The 19,783-nt window shown below is 49.0% G+C and carries 24 protein-coding genes; 2 read left to right on the top strand and 22 right to left on the bottom strand.

Annotated elements, in window-relative coordinates; translation table 11 throughout:
• Nucleotides 1-4: 4 nt before the first annotated feature.
• The 9 genes from aroF to ACZ481_RS12730 form a co-directional block, all read right to left on the bottom strand.
• Complete coding sequence (gene aroF, locus ACZ481_RS12690; RefSeq protein ID WP_464770498.1) at nt 5-1,015, bottom strand: 3-deoxy-7-phosphoheptulonate synthase; 1,011 nt, start codon at nt 1,013-1,015, stop codon at nt 5-7.
• A gap of 126 nt (nt 1,016-1,141) precedes the next feature.
• Nucleotides 1,142-1,699: a DUF5359 family protein gene (locus ACZ481_RS12695; protein ID WP_464770499.1), complete on the bottom strand. Its 558-nt coding sequence runs from the start codon at nt 1,697-1,699 to the stop codon at nt 1,142-1,144.
• Nucleotides 1,700-1,875: 176 nt separating this feature from the next.
• A complete protein-coding gene (locus ACZ481_RS12700; RefSeq protein ID WP_464770500.1) occupies nt 1,876-3,135 on the bottom strand; it encodes a BaiN/RdsA family NAD(P)/FAD-dependent oxidoreductase in 1,260 nt (419 codons plus the stop codon).
• 156 nt (nt 3,136-3,291) lie between these two features.
• Nucleotides 3,292-4,026 (bottom strand): pseudouridine synthase, encoded by a 735-nt coding sequence (locus tag ACZ481_RS12705; protein WP_464770501.1) that lies wholly within the window; start codon nt 4,024-4,026, stop codon nt 3,292-3,294.
• A gap of 28 nt (nt 4,027-4,054) precedes the next feature.
• On the bottom strand, nt 4,055-5,038 hold the full coding sequence (locus tag ACZ481_RS12710) for a hypothetical protein (protein WP_464770502.1): 984 nt from the start codon (nt 5,036-5,038) through the stop codon (nt 4,055-4,057).
• Between the two features lie 13 nt (nt 5,039-5,051).
• Nucleotides 5,052-6,332, bottom strand: a complete 1,281-nt coding sequence (locus ACZ481_RS12715; protein ID WP_464770503.1) for an FAD-dependent oxidoreductase — start codon at nt 6,330-6,332, stop codon at nt 5,052-5,054.
• A 108-nt stretch (nt 6,333-6,440) separates the two neighbouring features.
• A complete protein-coding gene (locus tag ACZ481_RS12720; protein WP_464770504.1) occupies nt 6,441-6,980 on the bottom strand; it encodes a spore maturation protein in 540 nt (179 codons plus the stop codon).
• Between the two features lie 16 nt (nt 6,981-6,996).
• Nucleotides 6,997-7,581, bottom strand: coding sequence for a nucleoside recognition domain-containing protein (locus tag ACZ481_RS12725; protein WP_464770505.1), 585 nt, complete (start codon nt 7,579-7,581; stop codon nt 6,997-6,999).
• Between the two features lie 56 nt (nt 7,582-7,637).
• Complete coding sequence (locus ACZ481_RS12730) at nt 7,638-8,786, bottom strand: D-alanyl-D-alanine carboxypeptidase family protein (RefSeq protein ID WP_464770506.1); 1,149 nt, start codon at nt 8,784-8,786, stop codon at nt 7,638-7,640.
• 182 nt (nt 8,787-8,968) lie between these two features.
• Between ACZ481_RS12730 and ACZ481_RS12735 the strand changes: the two genes are divergently transcribed.
• A complete protein-coding gene (locus ACZ481_RS12735) occupies nt 8,969-9,169 on the top strand; it encodes a rubrerythrin family protein (RefSeq protein ID WP_464770507.1) in 201 nt (66 codons plus the stop codon).
• A 67-nt stretch (nt 9,170-9,236) separates the two neighbouring features.
• Here ACZ481_RS12735 and ytfJ read toward each other — a convergent pair whose 3' ends face one another.
• The 6 genes from ytfJ to ACZ481_RS12765 all read right to left on the bottom strand — a co-directional run bounded on the left by ytfJ (nt 9,237) and on the right by ACZ481_RS12765 (nt 13,676).
• Entirely contained in the window at nt 9,237-9,686 is a 450-nt protein-coding gene (ytfJ, locus tag ACZ481_RS12740; RefSeq protein ID WP_464770508.1) for a GerW family sporulation protein, read from the bottom strand.
• Nucleotides 9,679-10,356 (bottom strand): DUF2953 domain-containing protein, encoded by a 678-nt coding sequence (locus ACZ481_RS12745; RefSeq protein WP_464770509.1) that lies wholly within the window; start codon nt 10,354-10,356, stop codon nt 9,679-9,681. The genes ytfJ and ACZ481_RS12745 overlap by 8 nt, the downstream gene beginning before the upstream one ends.
• A gap of 450 nt (nt 10,357-10,806) precedes the next feature.
• Nucleotides 10,807-11,340: an SMC-Scp complex subunit ScpB gene (scpB, locus tag ACZ481_RS12750; RefSeq protein ID WP_464770510.1), complete on the bottom strand. Its 534-nt coding sequence runs from the start codon at nt 11,338-11,340 to the stop codon at nt 10,807-10,809.
• A gap of 7 nt (nt 11,341-11,347) precedes the next feature.
• A complete protein-coding gene (locus ACZ481_RS12755; RefSeq protein ID WP_464770511.1) occupies nt 11,348-12,055 on the bottom strand; it encodes a segregation and condensation protein A in 708 nt (235 codons plus the stop codon).
• A gap of 6 nt (nt 12,056-12,061) precedes the next feature.
• Nucleotides 12,062-13,039, bottom strand: coding sequence for a tryptophan--tRNA ligase (gene trpS, locus ACZ481_RS12760; protein WP_464770512.1), 978 nt, complete (start codon nt 13,037-13,039; stop codon nt 12,062-12,064).
• Between the two features lie 16 nt (nt 13,040-13,055).
• Nucleotides 13,056-13,676, bottom strand: a complete 621-nt coding sequence (locus tag ACZ481_RS12765) for a site-2 protease family protein (RefSeq protein ID WP_464770513.1) — start codon at nt 13,674-13,676, stop codon at nt 13,056-13,058.
• 161 nt (nt 13,677-13,837) lie between these two features.
• On the opposite strand from ACZ481_RS12765, the gene ACZ481_RS12770 reads away from it, so the two are divergent.
• Nucleotides 13,838-14,572, top strand: coding sequence for a hypothetical protein (locus ACZ481_RS12770; protein ID WP_464770514.1), 735 nt, complete (start codon nt 13,838-13,840; stop codon nt 14,570-14,572).
• Between the two features lie 47 nt (nt 14,573-14,619).
• On the opposite strand, the gene ACZ481_RS12775 is transcribed toward ACZ481_RS12770, so the two are convergent.
• The 7 genes from ACZ481_RS12775 to spoVAC are packed head-to-tail and all read right to left on the bottom strand — an operon-like array spanning nt 14,620 to nt 19,724.
• Nucleotides 14,620-16,140 (bottom strand): spore germination protein, encoded by a 1,521-nt coding sequence (locus tag ACZ481_RS12775; protein ID WP_464770515.1) that lies wholly within the window; start codon nt 16,138-16,140, stop codon nt 14,620-14,622.
• Nucleotides 16,133-16,738: a stage V sporulation protein SpoVABEA gene (spoVAEA, locus tag ACZ481_RS12780; RefSeq protein ID WP_464770516.1), complete on the bottom strand. Its 606-nt coding sequence runs from the start codon at nt 16,736-16,738 to the stop codon at nt 16,133-16,135. The genes ACZ481_RS12775 and spoVAEA overlap by 8 nt, the downstream gene beginning before the upstream one ends.
• Before the next feature lie 12 nt (nt 16,739-16,750).
• Entirely contained in the window at nt 16,751-17,452 is a 702-nt protein-coding gene (locus ACZ481_RS12785) for a hypothetical protein (RefSeq protein ID WP_464770517.1), read from the bottom strand.
• Nucleotides 17,453-17,469: 17 nt separating this feature from the next.
• The gene (locus ACZ481_RS12790; RefSeq protein ID WP_464770518.1) at nt 17,470-17,859 is read right to left on the bottom strand and encodes a hypothetical protein; all 390 of its coding nucleotides are present in this window, start codon (nt 17,857-17,859) and stop codon (nt 17,470-17,472) included.
• Between the two features lie 19 nt (nt 17,860-17,878).
• Nucleotides 17,879-18,232 (bottom strand): stage V sporulation protein AE, encoded by a 354-nt coding sequence (gene spoVAE, locus ACZ481_RS12795; RefSeq protein ID WP_464770519.1) that lies wholly within the window; start codon nt 18,230-18,232, stop codon nt 17,879-17,881.
• Nucleotides 18,233-18,246: 14 nt separating this feature from the next.
• On the bottom strand, nt 18,247-19,251 hold the full coding sequence (spoVAD, locus tag ACZ481_RS12800; protein WP_464770520.1) for a stage V sporulation protein AD: 1,005 nt from the start codon (nt 19,249-19,251) through the stop codon (nt 18,247-18,249).
• 17 nt (nt 19,252-19,268) lie between these two features.
• Nucleotides 19,269-19,724: a stage V sporulation protein AC gene (gene spoVAC / locus ACZ481_RS12805; protein WP_464770521.1), complete on the bottom strand. Its 456-nt coding sequence runs from the start codon at nt 19,722-19,724 to the stop codon at nt 19,269-19,271.
• Between the last annotated feature and the right edge of the window lie 59 nt (nt 19,725-19,783).

Below are 19,783 nucleotides of genomic sequence, written 5' to 3' on the forward strand. Positions count from 1 at the left end.
TGAACTATAATGAACGGCCAAGCGCGGCAGTTAACGGTTCCAGTTCAGCCATAAGCTGGGAAAAGTTTGTCGGCGTCAACGATTGCGGGCCATCAGACAATGCCTCTTCCGGGCAGGGATGCACTTCGATTAAAAGCCCGTCCGCTCCGGCAGCTACCGCGGCTTTGGCCATGGGGCTTACCCAGCGCCAGTTGCCTGTACCATGGCTGGGATCGGCAAGAACGGGTAAATGGCTTAAGTGCTTGAGGACCGGGACAGCGGTCAGGTCCAGCGTATTGCGGGTATAAGTCTCAAAGGTGCGGATACCCCGCTCGCACAATACGACCTGATTATTGCCGCCTGCCATAATATACTCGGCGGCCATGAGCCATTCCTCAATGGTCGCCGCCAGGCCGCGTTTAAGCAATATCGGTTTTTTCGCCAGGGCTACTTCTTTCAATAATACGAAATTTTGCATATTCCGGGTGCCTACCTGCAGCATATCAACATGGTCGGCGATCAACCCCACTTTGCGGGGGTCAGTCACCTCGGAAACGATTGGCAGTCCGAGCTCGCGGCCCACCGTTTTTATGATTTGCAGGCCTTCCTTCTCCAGGCCCTGGAAGGTGTAGGGAGATGAGCGCGGCTTATAGGCCCCGCCCCTCAGCATAGCTGCCCCTGCCGCCTTTACACTGCGGCCGGCCTGATAAAGCTGGTCATAACTTTCTATGGCGCAGGGGCCGGCAATAATGGGAATCCTGTCTCCGCCGAAACAAGCCTTGCCGATAGTGACAAGCGTATTTTTTTTCTGAAACTCCCGGCTGGCCAGCTTATAGGGCGTTTCAACAATAACAACCCGGTCGACACCGGGCATTCTCTCGTATAGTTCTGGCTGGCAGGCTGATAAGTTGCCGCTGGCGGTAATAATTGTTTTATCCGAACTGGTTATTGAATGACCGTCCAGACCAAGTTGGCGTAGTTTGTCCAGTACCCGGTTAATTTGATCAGTAGTGGGCGCGTTCATCATTATAATCATAGCAGGCCTCCACGAATATCCCAAAATGTATTATTTTATATTCCCTGCCCAAAGAATATTTCCTCTAAAGTTAGTGCTTTAATGCCAAATTTCTGTTAATATTTCCTGCTTCTCGCCCGACGGCGGTTAATGTTTGAAAACAACCTTGCCCACCACAATGATATTATTCTTGCTTTCCAGCATAATGCCGTCGACCGGGTTTACTATATTCCCCTGATGGGTATCAATGATAAATTGAACAGGCATTTTTAATTTCGCAGCATCAATCTCGATATAGTCGCCGTCATAGACAGTCAATTCGACCTGACCTTTGCCAAACCGGCCGCCTGTCTCTCCGTTTACCGTAACAATTACATCATTGCTGGCCGGCGGGTTGATCATGCGGATCGTTATATTCTGACTTGGCCGCAGGGTGCGGATTGACCGGGTGACAACCTTATTCACGACATTCATTTCCTTCGCCGGATTAGGCCAGGGAATATCGGCGGCATACATGATTGCCGGCGATGTTATCTGATCGCCTTCCAGCTTATCCACCAGCGAGAGATATTTACGGGCATCACTATGTAAGAGGAGCGTCTGCACAGTTAAAAGCAAAACAACGGCAACGGTTGCCAGCCGTATTAACCAGCGGTCAACAGTAAGAAACTGCTGGCGGCGGAACTTGTGATTCCGGTTCTCCATGACCCACACCCCCACATTTGTGTTGTTATCGATTCTCCTGCCTAGTAGCGCGCCAACCCTAATCCTGTGGATACTGACGGGAGATTTTCCGCAAGCCGGCGTTGTCGTCAATCGGCATACGTCCGGTATGCCTCCTTCCTCCGCCTTGTCTTACGCAAAATCTCCTCGCCATTATCCTACAGTTTTAAGGTTGTCACGCTACTAGCCGCATATTTGCCAGCCACATAACCGGTGGAAAAAGCGGCCTGCAGATTAAAACCACCGGTATAGCCGTCAATATCAATCACCTCGCCGGCAAAAAACAGGCCTGGCAGCAGTTTGGACTCCATCGTGCGCGCATTAAGCTCTTTTGTGCTGACCCCGCCGGCTGTTACGATGGCTTCAGCCACAGGCCGTGTCCGGGATATGGTAAAGGACAGGTGCTGCAATACATGCAGCAAACGCAGGCGTTCTTCCTTTGTAATCTGATGGACAAACTTATCGGGATCAATAAAAGACAAATCAATGATTACCGGTACTAGTTTGGCCGGCAATAAATCATGCAGGGAATTTTTCAGTTGCTTGCGGGCAAATTTTGTAAAATCCCGCTGCAGGCGCTTGTCCAGCGTTTCGGCAGACAGTGCGGGCTTGAGATTAATCTCAATGGCTACTTCCTGAGCTGGTACTGCCGCCAATAGTTCGGAAACCTTTTTGCTCAGCGACAAAATAATCGGGCCTGATAAACCATAATGGGTAAACAGCATCTCGCCAAAATCTTCGGCTGCTTTTTTGCCATTGCCCAAAACCGTTGCCGCTACGTTTTTCAAAGACAGGCCCTGCAATTCCCTGATCCAGTCTTCTTCAACCTCAAGCGGCACCAGCGACGGCTTAATTGGTATAAGCGTGTGCCCTGCCGCCTGCGCCAGGCGATAACCGTCCCCGGAAGATCCTGTGCCAGGATAGGAAGCCCCGCCTGTCGCCACGATGACGGCATCGGCCGGAAATTCTCTGTCGGTTGTGGCTGCACCGGCAAGAGAACCGTTGGCGAAAAGCAGTTTTTTCACAGTTTGTCCCGTTTCTACAGCAACATGTAGCCTTGCCAGCTCTTGCGCGAATATTTTAATTACATCTTTGGCCTGATCGCTGACCGGAAAAACACGTCCTCCCCGTTCCACCTTCGTTGGTAAGCCGGCCTGTTCAAGCAAGTCGATAATATCCTGATTGGTGAAGGCATGAAACGCGCTATATAAAAAGGCGCCGTTGCCCGGCATATTTTTTATCAGTTCGTTCAGTTCGCAGTGATTGGTTATGTTACAGCGGCCTTTGCCGGTTATAAGCAGTTTCCGGCCGATATCGTTCATTTTCTCCAGTACCGTCACCTGCGCACCGTGCCGGGCCGCGCTGATGGCGGCCAATAACCCGGCTGCACCACCACCGATAATGAGAACCTTCTGCATATGGTCACACTCGCTTTCCCGAAACTATGTATAGTTAGAAAAACTTGGCTTGTGCCAAGCCCTGCAGGACGCCAGCACCAAGCCAAAGGTTTAAATCATTGTCCTGAACTTGTTGATGGGGTAAAAAAACCCTTATTATGAATAAGGGTAAAAAACTTAACCGTTTTTTTTCTTGCCAAGCAATTTAAGTTCTTCTACCTCCTGCGGCAGCAGCTGACGGTACTGCCCCCGGCGAAGCCCTTCCAGCGTTAAGAAGGCATATTGAATCCGTTTTAAATTTTTTACTGGGTGGCCGATCGCCTCGCACATCCGGCGGATCTGCCTGTTTTTTCCCTCATAAATAATGATTTCCAATGTGGTTAACTTTTTTTCCCGGTCGATGTCCACAATGTTAATTTTAGCCGGGGCGGTAACTCCGTCTTCCAGCTTAATACCGACCCGCAGCTTATCGAGTTTTTCTTCCGGAGGAAAGCCTTCGACCTTAGCCAGGTATGTTTTGGCGATCTCATGGCTGGGATGAGTCAAAGCATGCGTAATATCGCCGTCATTAGTCATAATTAATAATCCCTCAGTGTTGTAATCCAGCCGGCCGACAGGATAAATGCGCTCGGGAATTTTGGCCACAATATCGGCCACTGTTTTCCGGCCCCGGGGATCTTCCAGTGTTGTTACCACCCCTTTGGGCTTGTTTAATAAAATATAAACAAATTTTTCAGCTCTTACTACTTTACCGTCCACTGCAACCCGGTCCCGCCGGGGATCAATCTTCGTACCCAGCTCAGTCGCAACTTTCCCGTTGACTGTAACCCGGCCGGCGGTGATGATTTCCTCGGCATCCCGCCGTGAAGCAATTCCGGCGTGGGCAATTACTTTCTGCAAACGTTCCAGCATAGAATTTGATTCCTACTTTCCTGTATGATTATTCCTGGATAAACTGGCTAAAATCTGTCTGTACTTTACAGGTGCGGACCCGGCTATTGTTTCTGGTTAGCCGTTCACAACTGCCGCAGATGCCTTCGCCACAGCACATAGTGGTATTATTGGTGGCGGCCATGGGCAGATTTGCTCCGGCCGCCTGCATGGCCGCAATAATGCCGTAATGCTGGCTGTCGGGACCGGCACTCACGATTAGCTCCGGGCATTCCGTCCGGTCTGCCAGGATGTCAGCCACAGCATGCATGCCAAACTGCCGCATGGACGCTACTTCCTGCACCTGGACACCGAGGGCTGCCAGTTCAGCGGCAATAAACACAGTGCCGATCTTACCCGGTGCTAAGATGGCCCTGACAGTGTTACCGTTTTTCAGCAGCTTTCGGGCTATCGGCACGGCCGGCGGCTGTCCCATCCCCCCAGCTATTAATAATATTTTACCATTATCTACATTGTCAATCCAGGGCTGACCAAAAATACCGTTAAAATAAGGACCGCGCACCAGTACCTGCTTGTTGCCGTCAGTAAACAACCGTGATGATTTGGGGCCGATGCATTCAATAACTACCTGGATAGTATTCCCTTCCACCTTCATGACGCCAACGGGAAAATGATAAAATTGCTGGTCCGACGGCCGGCGCATGAATATAAAAGAACCGCATTTGTCAAGCGCCTGGGCCAGCGCAGGCAGTACCTCAATCTCTATTAAGTATGTATGTTCAGCAATCTGCTGTTTAATGACAAATTCTGTATCCGATTCCAGCCGGACCGGGCTGTCTGCGTCATTGGTCCAGCTATGTTTTTTTTGCTGCCACTGCTTTTCATATAGTATGCACACTCCGCTCCAGTTGCAGTCACATACAGGCTCGCCTTTTAAATGGCTGCAGAATGTGCAATGGTTAGTCTGCGAAAGCAGGCACGGGCAATAGGGCGAGTTAATATCTATACAGCTCATTAAAAGTTTGTTTAACATATTCAAACACCTCCTAGACCAGACAGGTACTATAGATATCTGTCAAATTGGCTTTGGTTACGCGGTCATTAATTTCTGCCCGCTGCGCAGAATACAGTCCCAGGTTTTTCATATGCTCAAAATAAACAGAGCCGGAAAACGTATATCTGAGCCGAAGCCCCTCTTCCGTAGTCATTTGGTCATGAATAAACGTAATAAAATTACCCACGGCCAGTTCGGCCGGCAATTCCAGGTACTGCATATCGAGGCAGCAGCGTACCGCATTATGCCCTGCCAGTAAGCCGGTGACAACCGCTTCCGTATGGCCGACCATAATGCCTGCCTTTTCGCCGGCGCAGAATAAGTTGTCTATCCCGTCTACTTTCAAAGAGTGGCTGCAGGGAGCCATTCCCAAATAGCGGACGGAGTTTCCCACACCGCCGGAATAGGGGTCCTCATAGCGGGCGCATTCCAAGCCGGGGATTGTTCTTAACGCATCCAGGGGGAAGAACGGTGTCATTAGTTTGGCATGGCCGGTATCAATAAGCACGATATTTTCAGCATAATCGGCAATTGCATACTGAGAGCAGGCCTTTTTGCCAAGCATGCCGGTTTTTTTCAGATTTTCCGGCAGGGGGATAACGACCATACCCTCTTTTTCCAGCTGGTCCTTAAGCTCCGGCCGCAGAGTATCCTTGTTTATTTTGCAGGAACCGCTCATTGCCCCATAAGTGCCGTCAGCCTTTTTGCCAATAATTTCTTTAATATCGGCCTTCGCTGTAATGCTTACCCGCGGACCAAAAGTCGGACAGCGGAGAATGCACATTGCGCAGCCGTTGCCGTATTTCAGGCAGTTGCCCATTGGCCCGGAGGTGCCGGTTGTATCGACAAAAGCATCGCCTTGAATTATTTCCTCATTATCATTGACAAGGTATTGGATTTTTTTACGATATTTAACCACATTTGCTACCCTTGTTCTGGTTCTGACATCTATACCATAGTTCTGCAGTATCTTTTTTACCAAAGGCTCCATTGTAGTTACATCATAAAAGGAAGCATGACTGTGTCCAGGAAAATGTATGCCCCGGTGCCTGCTATTGGCGTCCATAGCTACGAATAAATCTCCTCCACCCATAGCAATGGCTTCTTCCGCCGCCGTAAATCGCCCGTTATTGCGAAATATGCCGCCAACCAGGCCGGTTCCCAGCAATAAGTCAGTGCGCTCAAGCAACACCACCTGCGCTCCGGCTTTAGCCGCTGCCAAGGCTGCTGCACAACCAGCCCAGCCACCGCCAACTACTACCACATTAATCATGGACTACCCCTCCAATTCCCTGCTTTACATCACATTACAGTGTATTCGGGTACTTACTATCTGCCACTGGTCACGGCATAGAAAAAACTGGTAACAATTTGTTACCAGTCAATGGAGGAACAAAAGCTGACAAATATAGACAGAAGCCAGAAAACTGGCAATATCGCCGGACAGGCCAACCAATACGGCATACCGTGGATTGCTGAGACCGATGGCCCCAAAATAAACGGTGAGCACATAAAAGGTGGTGTCGGTACTGGCCAGTACCGTGGAAGCAATGCGGCCGATCAGCGAATCCGGGCCGTATGTATTCAGCAATTCGGTAGCCAACCCCAGCGAACCGCTGCCGGACAAGGGCCGCATAATGGCCAGGGGAACCAGGTCCGGCGGTACACCCAGAACGGTTAGCAGCGGCTTTAGCCAGGCCACACAGGCATCCATCGCGCCTGAGGCCCGAAAGATACTGATGGCAATCAGCATGGCCACAAGGCAGGGCAGGATGCGGATGGCGGTATGGAATCCCTCGCCGGCGCCTTCGATAAAGGCCTCATAGACTTTCACCCTCCGTACATAGCCAATAACCGGAACGATAAGCAAGATGGCGGGAATAGCCCAGACTGACAGCTGTTCGCATAATTCAAGCAGCACTAAGATGCCCCCCTTGTTACCGTTTCCATACTGCCCGGCAGAGTCTGTCGACAACAAGCACAAAAATGGTGGCGAGCAGGCTTACAACAAGGGTCGGGCCGACGATTTCAGTGGGATTAACTGAACCGGCTGCTGACCTTACAGCGATAATTGTTGCCGGAACAAGGGTAAACCCGGTTGTACATAAAGCCAGCAACGTGCACATAGCCGGCGTTGCCGTATCTTTTTTCGGGTTGAGGGTTTGCAGTTCCTGCATGGCTTTAATACCCAGCGGTGTTACGGCATTGCCAAGACCCAGCATGTTGGCGCTGACTGTCATGATAATTGCGCCCATGGCCGGGTGATTCCGGGGCACACTGGGGAATAAAAAACCTATGATTGGCGTCAAGAGGTAAGAGATGCCCTTGATAAGCCCGGATAACTCGGCAATTTTCATAATTCCCAGCCACAAACACATGACACCAATTAGATTAATCGTTAATTCTACCGCGCTTTTAGCAGCACTGATGGCACTTAACGTGACAACTTCAATCCTCCCGTTCAGGCCCGCATAAATGATGCCGCTGGCCATTAGCAGCAACCAAATTACGTTAATCATCATCCATCACCCATTATGATGGTATGAAAAATTTTACTAACCTAGAACGCTAAATGTCCTTAGGCCGAATTACGGAATACCAGGGTCAGGAACCCTAGCACAGAGCTCCAGAGCAGTCCGAAAAAAGATTTCTTTTCTACCGACCGGTCAGCTACCAGATCACTGCTGGCAACTTCTATATTGTTATACATGACTCTTACCGTTCCTAACTTTTGCCCTGAGGCAACAGGAGCATTTAATTTATTCGGGGCATCAATTACTGTGGAAAATTTGTCATGTTCATTATCTGACATAGGTATAGTGATATCATTGGTTGCCAGCAGTTTGACAGCGCCTGTTTTACCTTCCTTTATCCGGACAGTCTTTAAAATATCGCCCTGATTAATTACAGGCACCTGCTTTAGCTGCGAAAACCCATAATCCAGCAGCTTCATGGAATCTTCCCACATATGATCGCTGTCCAATACTACGACAACTAATTGAATTCCATTCCGTTTCGCTGCTGAAACCAAACAACGCCCGGCCGCATCCGTGTAACCTGTCTTTACCCCGTTGGCGCCGTCATACAGCCATAGCATTTTGTTTTCATTGTATAGATCCCGGTCATGGTCTTTGCCGGGCCACGGAACAACCTTGTGCTGGGTTGCAACAATCTGGGAAAACAGCGGGTTTTTATACCCATAGGCGGTAATTTTAGCCAGGTCGTATGCCGTTGAATAGTGGTTTTCGTTTGGCAAACCGCTGCTATTGGTAAAGTTGCTGTTTACTGCGCCAATCGCATGAGCTTTTTCTGTCATTAATTTAGCAAACTTTTCTACAGAACCTGAAATATGTTCAGCTACTGCCACTGTGGCATCATTGCCGGAAACCAGCATTATGCCGTAGAACATGTCTTGCATTGTAAGCTGCTCACCCTGGGTAAGCCATAGTGATGATCCTTCGGTACTGGCTGCATTCTCGCTGGCAGTAACCACATCGTCCAGTTTGCCATACTCAAGCGCTGTAATCAGAGTCATAATTTTGGTAGTACTGGCGGGATAGCGCCGTTCTGTTGCTTCTTTTCCATAGAGCACTTTCCCTGTGGATACTTCCATTACAATGGCCGACTTTGCCGTTACTGCCGGCAGGGATTCGGATGCGAGGCCGGTTGCGGGTAAAAGTAGCAGACACATCAATAACAATCGCCCAAGAGTAGCTAGTTGTCCCATTAATCCAATCCTTTCTGTTAGAATAAACCAAAGATATTATATAATTAAATTCTCCTGAGGTCAAAAATAATATATTATCCATATTTATCCAGGGAGTTTTCTTATCTGTGCGAGGAAAATAATATCCTGGCATTATTTTATCTGTAGCCGGGGATAATACTATCAAAATTAAGGAGGTGGACATGATTATGGAAACACTTGATATCAAAACAGCTTTACGGACGACTCTTACCCAAAAGCAGGAGCTGGTACGTGATTATCAGACATTTGCCGATCGCGTTAATGACAAAGAGGTATCAAAGATGTTTAAGCATTTTGCCGAGGCGGAAGCATTGCACTCCACACAGATTAAAAATAAACTGGATGACCTGGCTCATCAATAGATTACATCATTACATTTATATGCAAAAACCCACACCGGCATGTGTGGGTTTTTGATATTCGTTATTTCTACAGGTGGGGCGAGGCCTGATGTGTTGGCTGAGTCTCGGCAGTCTCGGCCAGCTGCTCAAGCTCATCGTCTCGGTCGCCGCCAAACATGGTTTCGATCTTATTCATAACCTGCGGCACCAAATCGATAAGGCGGTCATAAACAAGGTTACTCTCGACTGACATAAACCGTACCCCGTTCGTTGGCGAACAAACTAAAAACCCAACCGGTTTCACGCTAATACCGGCGCCGCTGGCACCGCCAAACGGATGGTTTTGGGCTGTTGCTGTTTCTTCTGCCTCATAATCACCGCCGCCAGCCGCAAAACCGAACGTTACCCGTGAAATAGGAACAATTACCGTTCCATCCGGAGTCTCGACAGCATCGCCGACAATAGTGTTCACATCGACCATACCCTTAATACTCTCCATCGCGGTTTTCATCAAGCCCTGTATTGGATGCTCAGCCACTGCGAGTCGCCTCCTTATACAATGAATTTGTTAAAGTTGCCATCGTTGCACTAATAACTTTGCCAAGTCTTATTCTTAATATACACTTGAAATCAAGTTGAAACTGCTGCTTGCCATATACCGGTATGACTTTAATAACCGGTTTGGCATCCAATATAAGACGAGTGTTAAGGGAGGTGAGCAAAAAACCCTGGGCTGCGCCAAGCACCCCCATCATTAAGCCGGTAAAGGCGGCATCCTCAAACCCGTACACAACCCGGACATCGATTTTTTGACAGTGGATAGAAGCTACCAGATTGTTAATATAATAGCGGTAGGCACGGAGATAGCGTTGCACACCCCGCATCAGCTTGCGGAATTTCCGGGGTTTTTTGATAAAAATTTCGGCCATTTTTTTGACAAATCGCTGCTCGCGGGCAACATAAGTCTCTGTGCCCCCTGTGGGGGCCGTAATTTTCGAAGTAATCCAGGGTAACGCATTGTACTGGACAATTTCAATCACCGGAATCTTGATTGTATACACAAACAATGGTTTTAAGGCATGAAGGGTAATTGCCAAATGATCATCATCGCTGTGGCGGCAAATATAAATTTCAATATAAACATTGATCCGTGAAAGCATGAATAATAAAATAATGCCTGCTGCCATCATGATTAGCCAGTTAGCCATGCTTTTCCCCCTTGGTTTTGATCTTAATAATTTATGCATTTTTTTAGTCAATATACGTACGGCAAAAATAAGAAAGACCCCTGGCATGGTCTTTTGCCCTGCGCATATCAGATAATCTTGAAATACAAGGAATGGTTTTACTTTTGGCATCGCCCCAAAAGTAACAAAAGGTCTAGGCCCGAAGCCTCCAAAAGCTGAAAAGCCGGACAGTATTCCTAAAATCTGTAAACTCGCTCCGCTCAAACAGTACAGATTTCTTAACGGAATACTGCCCGGCTTTTCTCCTGCGGAACGCTTTTTCCGGCAATGGCCGGGGGTTACCGGGGTCCCGGGGTTGCCGTCTCCTAGCCAGTGACCTTGGCCCCCTTGTTTTATAAGGACTTTCAGACTTGTAAAACTTATAAATCCTGATACCGATAACAAAAACAAAAGACAGTCCTAAGACTATCTTTATTCCGGGGCATGGCTTTCCGGCAGCAGGTCAGCGATAGCCGGCAGGTCATCGAGGCTTTTTAAGCCAAAACACTGTAAAAACTCGGCTGTCGTCCCATATAAAATCGGCCGGCCAATGGCCTCTTTGCGCCCCACTTCCTTAATCAGCAGCCGGTCTGAGAGTGTGGTTAACACCCGGTCGGAGCTTACGCCGCGGATACTTTCAATTTCCTGTTTGGTTACCGGTTGTTTAAAAGCCACAATAGCCAGGGTTTCCAAAGCAGCCGCCGATAACCGGGCTTCCTGCATGGCTGCTAATTTATTTACAATATCGAAAAAGACTGGTTTAGTGCATAACTGGTAGCCGCCGGCTACTTCAACAATAGCCAGCCCCCGCCCGGCGGCAGCCAGCTGCTGGGTCATATCAGCAATCAAGGTGTGAACCTGTTCGGTTGATAGCTGTAATATCCCGCCGATTTTATCTGCCGGCAGCGGCTGCCCGCTTGCGAACAGCAAAGCTTCTATCGCCCCCTGTAACTGCAGACCAGACATAGGCGCTTCACTCCTCTAATTTCAGATGGATAGGTGCAAACGGCTGTTTTTGACAGACACTGACCTGTTTTAATCTGATAAGCTCCAATAGAGCTAAAAATGCAGCAATGGCTTCGGTGCGGGAACCTGTCCTGAAAATGGTTTTGTTAAACTCCAGCTGTCCTTTATTGCTTCTCAGCAAAGTCATAATATCATACATTTTATCTTTTACGCTGATTTCTTCGGGTGCAATTACCGCAAAATCAGGAACCGCACTTTCCCACAGCGCGGCAAATGCCTTTAACAAATCATGCAATGAAAGTCCTGCCGGCAAGGAAAACTGTTGGGTAAATTCCTGCGGCAGCCTGGTAAAATACTTATCCCGTTCTTCGCTAAGCTGACTTAAAACCGCAGACAGTTGCTTAAACTTACGATATTCAACAAGGCGTTCAACTAACTCCAGCCGGGGATCAACCTCATCAGCGGCAGCTTCACCCGTAACCGGCCGCGGCAATAACAGCCGCGATTTTATCTGCAGCAGGGTCGCAGCCATTACCAGAAATTCACTGGCAATTTCAATATTGAATTCTTCCATTGCCGCAAGATAATCGAGGTATTGCCCGGTGACCTCCGCTATCGGAATATCATAAATGTCAAGCTGATGTTTTTCAATCAGATGCATTAGCAAGGCTAACGGCCCTTCGAAGGTTTCCAGCCTGATCGTATAGTCGGCCATAGGCTGTCAGTCCAGGTTCATGACGGCCCGGACTTCCTCCATGGTGGCTGCTGCCAGTTTGCGCGCCCGCTCGGCACCGTAAGCCAGTATTTCCTTGATTTTAGCCGGATTGCCTGCCAGTTCTTTGCGGCGGCCATGAACATCAGCCAGGGTAGTGGTCATTTTTGCGGCCAGGCGCTTCTTGCATTCCACACAGCCGATGCTGGCATTGCGGCAATGCCCGGCAATTTCTTCGTAGTCAGGGCTGAAAATTTTATGGAACGTGTACACTGTACAGATTTCCGGGTTGCCGGCATCGGTCTTTTTGACACGTTGCGGGTCGGTAATCATTTGTCTTACTTTGGCCTGCAGCTCGTCCGGTTCTGCGGCATAGGGAATTTCATTGCCATAGGACTTGCTCATTTTCCGGCCGTCAATTCCCGGCAGCAACGGGCTTAAAATCGGCTGCGGTTCGGGGAATACCGGTTTGTATAAACTGGCAAAACGACGGACAATCTCCCGCGCCAGTTCCAGGTGCGGCAGCTGATCCTCCGCCACCGGCACCGCATTGGCTTTATATAATATAATATCGGCGGTCTGCAATTCAGGATAGCCTAAAAATCCGTAAGTGTTGATTTCTTTACCCATATCACCTAATTGCTGCAGTTTGTCTTTATAGGTAGGCACCCGTTCCAGCCAGGACAACGGCGTCATCATCGATAGCAGCAGATGCAGTTCGGCATGTTCTTTCACATGAGACTGAACAAAGATGATGTTTTTTTCCGGGTCCAGACCGGCGCTCAGCCAGTCGAGGGCCATACATTCGATACGCTCCGGCAGCAGGCTGGTGTCTTCATAGGATGAGGTAAGTGCGTGCCAGTCGACGATGGAATAAATACAGTCATATTCATTTTGGAGCTTGATCCAGTTATTAAGCACCTGAAAGTTACCCATATGAAACTTTCCTGACGGCTGCATACCGCTGAAAATACGTTTTTTAGTCAATTTATATTTCCTCCTGTTACAAAATTGTCATAACAATTGCATCGATAATATAGGATAAAACTCGCGCAAAGGGGTCAATAATCACGCCAATCACACCGATATACACCAGCGCCATCAGGATAAACGGGCCATACTGCTCCAACTGGTCAAATATATGGCCCTGACGGCCTGGCAGCAGGCTTGACAATACTTTTGACCCGTCCAGCGGCGGAATCGGCACTAAGTTAAAAATAGCCAGGATGATATTATAATTATAGGTCAGCCATAAAATCTTAACCCAGTCGCCGCTTAATAACTGCAGTTTGGCCAAAATACCGATCATAAATGCCGTAATAAGAGCCAGAATCATATTGGAAACCGGCCCGGCCAGCGAAACCATTACCATCCCCTGCCGATAATTCTTAAAGTAGCTGGGGTTAATGGGCACCGGTTTGGCCCAGCCAAACTTGAACAGCCACAACATCAGCAGGCCGATAGGGTCAAGATGAGCAACCGGATTCAGCGTCAGCCGCCCCATGAACCGTGGTGTCGGGTCACCCAGGGCAACGGCGGTCCGGGCATGGGCGTATTCGTGCACAGTCAAAGCAATTAACAATGCCGGTATTCTGAATATCATATCGGCGTCAAAACCAAACAAATGGAGTCCCCCTTATAAATTCAGTCAGCGTACTACTAAATTATACTAAAAAAGCCTGGAAAAGCAAAATGAAATACTTGATTTTTTCCATACTAAAAACATGGCAATCTGTTCAGAATAATCATAGAGTGTTGTTCATCCTGAAAGGAGGATTATTCCGGGTGTTATCTAAAATATATGCGGCCATTGCTGTAGTGCTCCTTTTGCTTGGCTTGAGCGGCTGCGGACTAACCGCACCGGCTCCCAAACCGGAAATTGGTCCGGCCGGCAAACCGGTGGAGTCGAAGCCCAATCCCCCGTTTTTAGAAAGGTTTTATGCCGCGCCCACCGAGCTTTATGATTTAGAGTCAACCGCAGGCGTTGTCTTTGAAGGGATTACCAAGGCCGACTGGGCCCAGGCCCAGGCCGGCATTAATAATCTGCAGACCGTATGGCAGCAGGCTAAACCGGCGGTGGGTGACAAAAAAGGGGTTAAAGAGGCCGATGAGGCCATTGATAAACTGGCGGCTGCAATCAATGGGCAGAAAGCAACCGCTGCCTATGAAAACCTGATCAAATTTATGGGCAGCGTGAGTGATATCGGCAAATCATATAAGCTATCGCCTATTGCCGATATTATTGCTGTCAGCAACTCCATCCGCAATGTTAGTTTTTACGTCGAGGACAATGACTGGAAAAAAGCGACTGCCAAAGTGAAAGAACTGCAGGGGACCTGGGAACAACTGAAGCCCAGTATGGAGCAGCTGGGAATTTTAGGCGAAATCACTAAAGTTCACTCTACCGTAACGCAGATGAAGGATGCCGTTGAGGCTGAGAATAAGGGATCGTTTATGGAACATCAGGCGAATATAAATGAAAGCATGGGGCGGGTCCGGGATTTTTTCCGCGGTAAGTAAATAAAAGCAGCCGTTCTTGGTTTCCGCTGAACCAAGACGGCTGCTGCTTATTTTTCCGGTTCTTTTTTTCCCTCCTTGCCCGGCTTGCTGTCCTCAACGCCGCCACCGTTCAACCTGTCATTATCCTGTGGTCTTAAAACGTCCGGACGCATTACTTTGCTGGGAATCGGCAACCTGAACAATACATCCTTCATAGCCTTGAAGTTAAAAGGCAGAGCCGGCCATAAATAAGGCACCCCGAAGGACCGGGAGGTTAATAATAATAAAAATACGGCCGTGACGCCAAAGGCAAAGCCCGGTAATTTAAACAGCATGACCAGGACGATCAGAACAGCCCGGAACAAGCGCATAGCCATGGCAAACTCTACACTTGGCGTTGCAAAAGCGCCTACGGCGGCAACGGCGGTATAGAATATGATTTCGTTACCGAACAGGCCTACTTTGGTGGCGAACTCACCTAACATGAACGCCCCGATAAATCCCAACGAGGTTGACTGGGCCGTAGGCACATGGACGGTAGCCATTCGTACCAGCTCGATACCAAACTCAGCTAAAATAAACTGGAGGCCAAGGGGAATAATGCCCGGGTCCCGGGGACCTAAAAAAGCGAGGGATTCGGGTAAAAGCTGCCGGTTAAGCACCAGCGCCAGCCACAACGGCGGCAGAATGAGCGAAAGCAGTACCCCTGCCAGCCTCACCAGCCGCAAATAAGAACCGACGACAACATTTTGATGAAACTCCTCCACATGTTGTACGTGATGCCAGAACGTTGTGGGCAAAATCATAATATTGGGTGAGGTGTCAACAATTAAGCAAACATGTCCCTCCAACAGATGAACGGCGGCGACATCAGGCCGTTCTGTATACCTGACCATGGGCAGCGGGTTCCATTTGCTGCCGCCGACAATGTATTCCTCTATGGCTTTTTCGGCCATGGGGATGCCGTCAATATTAATATTATTGATGCGTTTTTTTACTGTCTCAACAAGATCCGGGTTGGTAATATCCTTAATGTAAGAAACCGCAATATCACATTGCGAGCGTGTGCCCACCTTAACGATTTCAAAACGCAGATTCGGATCGCGCAGCCGGCGCCTGATCAGGGCGGTGTTGAATACGATGGTCTCTACAAAAGAATCCCTTGATCCCCGCGTTACCTTCTCAATGTTTGATTCCGCCGGTGCCCGGACCGGATACGAACGGGCATCAAGAACCAGGACCTGATTCTCGCCATCCACGAAAAACAGGAGTTCGCCGGATAACAAACTGGTTATGGCGTCGTTCATATTCTCGATCAACTTGGTTTGCGAATGAGTGGCGCGGTGATAAAACAGCTTTTCCATGGTGTTGATTGACAGATCTTCCTGCTTGTATACTGTCAGGTCTTCAAAAACATTGGACAGGACAACATCATTGGTCATGCCGTTAATAGAAAACGAGGCCGCCCGCTTCCGGCCTACCCGGAATTCGCGAAAAACGATATCAAAGCTTTCGCCTACCCCTAAATAGTCTTTTATATAATTAATGTTATCATCGATTTCTTTTGCAATCTTTCGTTCATCAGCCATAACTAATGCCACTCCGTTTCAGTATCTCTTCGATTGCCCTGCGGGTAATGGGCGCGCCCCGGCTCAAATCGTCGTGCTTGTCCATTTTGCCGATATCACCGACGCCGATGATAACAGGAACTTCCACATCATTGAGGACATCAACCGTATCGCCGGTAATGACCGGCTTACAGTCGCACTCTTTTAATTTTTTGACCTCCCCTTTTTTGTCGACAGAGACATCAATCACATGACCCTGACAATCAACACAGGCATCGGCCTGAACCCCGTCGATGCCGGTTGTATTAGAAGCTACAGCCACGGCCCCCAATACCTCAATATCCGGGTGATTGGCAACATATTCAAGTGCTCGCTCGCCCTCGGCCTTCTCCTTGTGGCCTTTATCATCAAACATCACCAGTACGGGGTCAAACGGCACTGTTTTTAGCATTTCGACGATGGTTTTGCCACTAATTGGCGTTGGGTTGCCGGCAGAAGCTGAAATACAGCGCAAGCCTAGTGACGCGCCGATATTCTCCACCGCATGCTGGGCAACCCGGTCACCGTCGGTAACGAGTATTACCCGGATTTTCTTATTGCTCTCTTCAGGCTTGGTCATTATTACACCTCATTACTGTTGGCTATTTTCTTCCCCTAATAAATTACTGATTTTATTGGCAATCTGCTCACTTTCACTGATTACCTGCTTGAGTTTTTTCAGACTAGCCTCCAGCTCATTGGAAAGCTCATACTGGGCCTGGGCGAGGACCTGGGCCGCTGTCTGGACGGTTATACTATTAGCATTACCCGTGCTGTTTTGCTCAGTTTGCTGGTTTTGGCTGGTATCCGGGGGCTGCGCCTGCTTTTGGTTCTGCTGTTGGGACAGCCCGGTGGTTTCTCCGCTGCCGCCGCTATTGTTTTTCTGATTTTCGTTTTGCAAAAGTATACTAAATAAGTTTTTTAATTCCTGCGATACAGCCGCCTCGGTGTTGGCACCTGACTCCTGCTGCTGGCTTGGTTGCGACGGCTGCCCTCCTCCCTGCTCTCCCTGCCCTTCCTGCTGCCCGGACGGCTGAGACAGGCCGCCCGGCTGACCTGCGGCCTGTAAAGAGGTCTGCAAATTCTCCAGTTGCTGATTGATTTTGCTTAATAAATTCATTACCTCATCGGTATTATTTTGTTGAGAATCCTGGGATATTTTGGCTTGGGCCTGCAGAAACCCTTTGGCCAGGTCGGAGATTACCTTATCCTCCTCCAGTTGTGACCGCTCCTGACTTTGTGACTGACTGGGCTTGATGTAACTGGCGATTTTGCTGGAAACTCGTTTTGGCATATTTATCACCCCATGCTTTACTTGAACAAACTAATGATACTCAAAACCAGGGAAATGACGGCAAATCTGAGGTTGGTGACAGCAAGCGGCTGTTTTAGCACAGCGGACGGGTTGACTAACTGCGCGTTGCTGACAAATTCAATGCCGCCGGCGGCTTTACTGACAAGGAAATTTGCCAAAGGACCGCTGACCGCAAACAGCAGGCTGGGGAGTCCGCTCAGATTGGTAACCGCAGCGGAGCTGAACGCTCCGGCCGTAACGATCTTTTCAATATTGGCCGCAAGCAAAACGGCCATAACTATTTGACCGGTGGTGTTTATCAGTGCGGCCGCCAAGGCATAGTGGGGATACCGGATCCCTACGATAATAATTGATATAACCAGGCCTACCATGTCTATTGCCAGCATGTGTCTATATCCCTGCCTTTTAGCCTTTGGGGTTGAAAACAATAGCCACCAGGAGGCCGAAAAACACGGCAGCGGTTATGCCGCTGGCTGTGGCCTTTACTGCCCCGCTGAAAACTCCCCAAAACCCGATTTTATTTATTTCCTCGATGGTTCCCGCAACCAGGGCATGCCCAAAGCCCGGCAAGGGAACGGTTGCCCCGGCGCCGCCCATATCCACTAACGGCTGGTAGAGGCCGAAACCGCTTAATATACCGCCTAAAACGACAAACAGCACCAAAATATGAGCTGGTGTCAGCGGCGTGAGATCCATAAGCAATTGGCCAATTACGCAAATCAGCCCGCCGATGACAAAAGCCATTATGTATGCCTGCAAAGGGGTTACCTCCTTTATATTTCCACGGCTACGGCGTGGGCAATACAGGGAATCGATTCTTTTTGTTGATACGATGTTGTACTATGTAAACTTCCCGTGCCGACAAGCAGTATTTTGCGTAATTTTTGACGTTTTAACAGCCGGTAAATGTAACCGGCAAAGACCACGGCCGAACTGGCGCACCCGCTGGCGCCGGCATGGGCATCCTGCTCTTCCCGGTAGATCATACAGCCGCAGTCTTCGTATACGGCTGCCAGATCAACGCCTTTTTCCTTAAATAATTCAACCACAAGAGCCTTGCCGACACTTCCCAGATCGCCGGTATAGATCATGTCGTAATAGCCGGGCTCCCGGCCGGTATCCTCAAAATGGCGCCAGAGCGTATCGGCTGCTGCCGGTGCCATCGCCGGGCCCATCGCATTGGGATCTTTAATGCCTATATCAACAATTTTTCCCACCGTGGCCGCCGTAATGCGGGGGCCGTCGCCGGTGCCTGAGATTACAAGCGCCCCCGAGCCTGTTACTGTCCACTGCGAAACCAACGGCCGCTGGACGCCAAGCTCGGTGGGAAAGCGGTATTGCCGCTCGGCCGCATCATGATGGCTGGAGACGGCGACAGCAACCTTATTGGCGAAGCCGCCATCAATGAGCATGGAACCGACCATCATGCTTTGGGCTAAGGTGGAGCAGGCGCCATACATTCCCAGAAAGGGACGCCCGACATTCCTTATTGCAAAATGGGTACTCATTAATTGATTAAGTAAATCACCGGCCAGGACATAGTCAATATCATCCACACTGCTTTGATCCTTGGTTATCGCTGTTGTTAAGGCCCATTCCATCATGCTTGATTCACATTTTTCCCAGCTGTCATTATTATCAAGCGTATCTTTCAGTATCCGGTCATAAAACTCGGTTAAAACACCATCGCCTTCCATTGGTCCCACAATATTGGCCGCACTGGTAATGACCGGCGGGGTTGTAAAAACGACACTTTGCTGGCCACGTTTCTTGTTCATACTGACCCCTCGTTCCTCTATAGTTTTAACCAGTAAATAAAACCGATAATTACGGCTGTTGAAATACTATACACCAAAACCGGCCCGGCAATGATAAACATTTTAGCGCCTATGCCAAAAACATAGCCCTCCCGCTTAAACTCCATGGCCGGGGCCACAATGGAATTGGCAAAGCCGGTTATCGGCACAATGGAACCGGCACCTGCCCGGCGTCCCAGCTCATCATACCAGCCTAGGCCGGTGAATAAGGCACTCAAAAATATCAGGACAATACTGACCGGGCCGGCGGCATCTTTTTTGCTTAACCCGGTACTGACAAAATAATTTAAAAAGAATTGTCCCAGGACACAGATCAAGCCACCGACAATAAATGCCCAGATTAGATTTTTGATTAGCGGCGGTTTTGGTTTTAGCTGTTCGAATTTCTTCTGGAATTTTTGCTGCTCTGCCTGGCTGGCTTTGCTGTCAAACATAGTGCACCTCCGTCATGGGGATTCCATTCCTTTATATTTTGACCATAGCCAAACTGATT

Source organism: Sporomusa intestinalis (assembly GCF_055383785.1).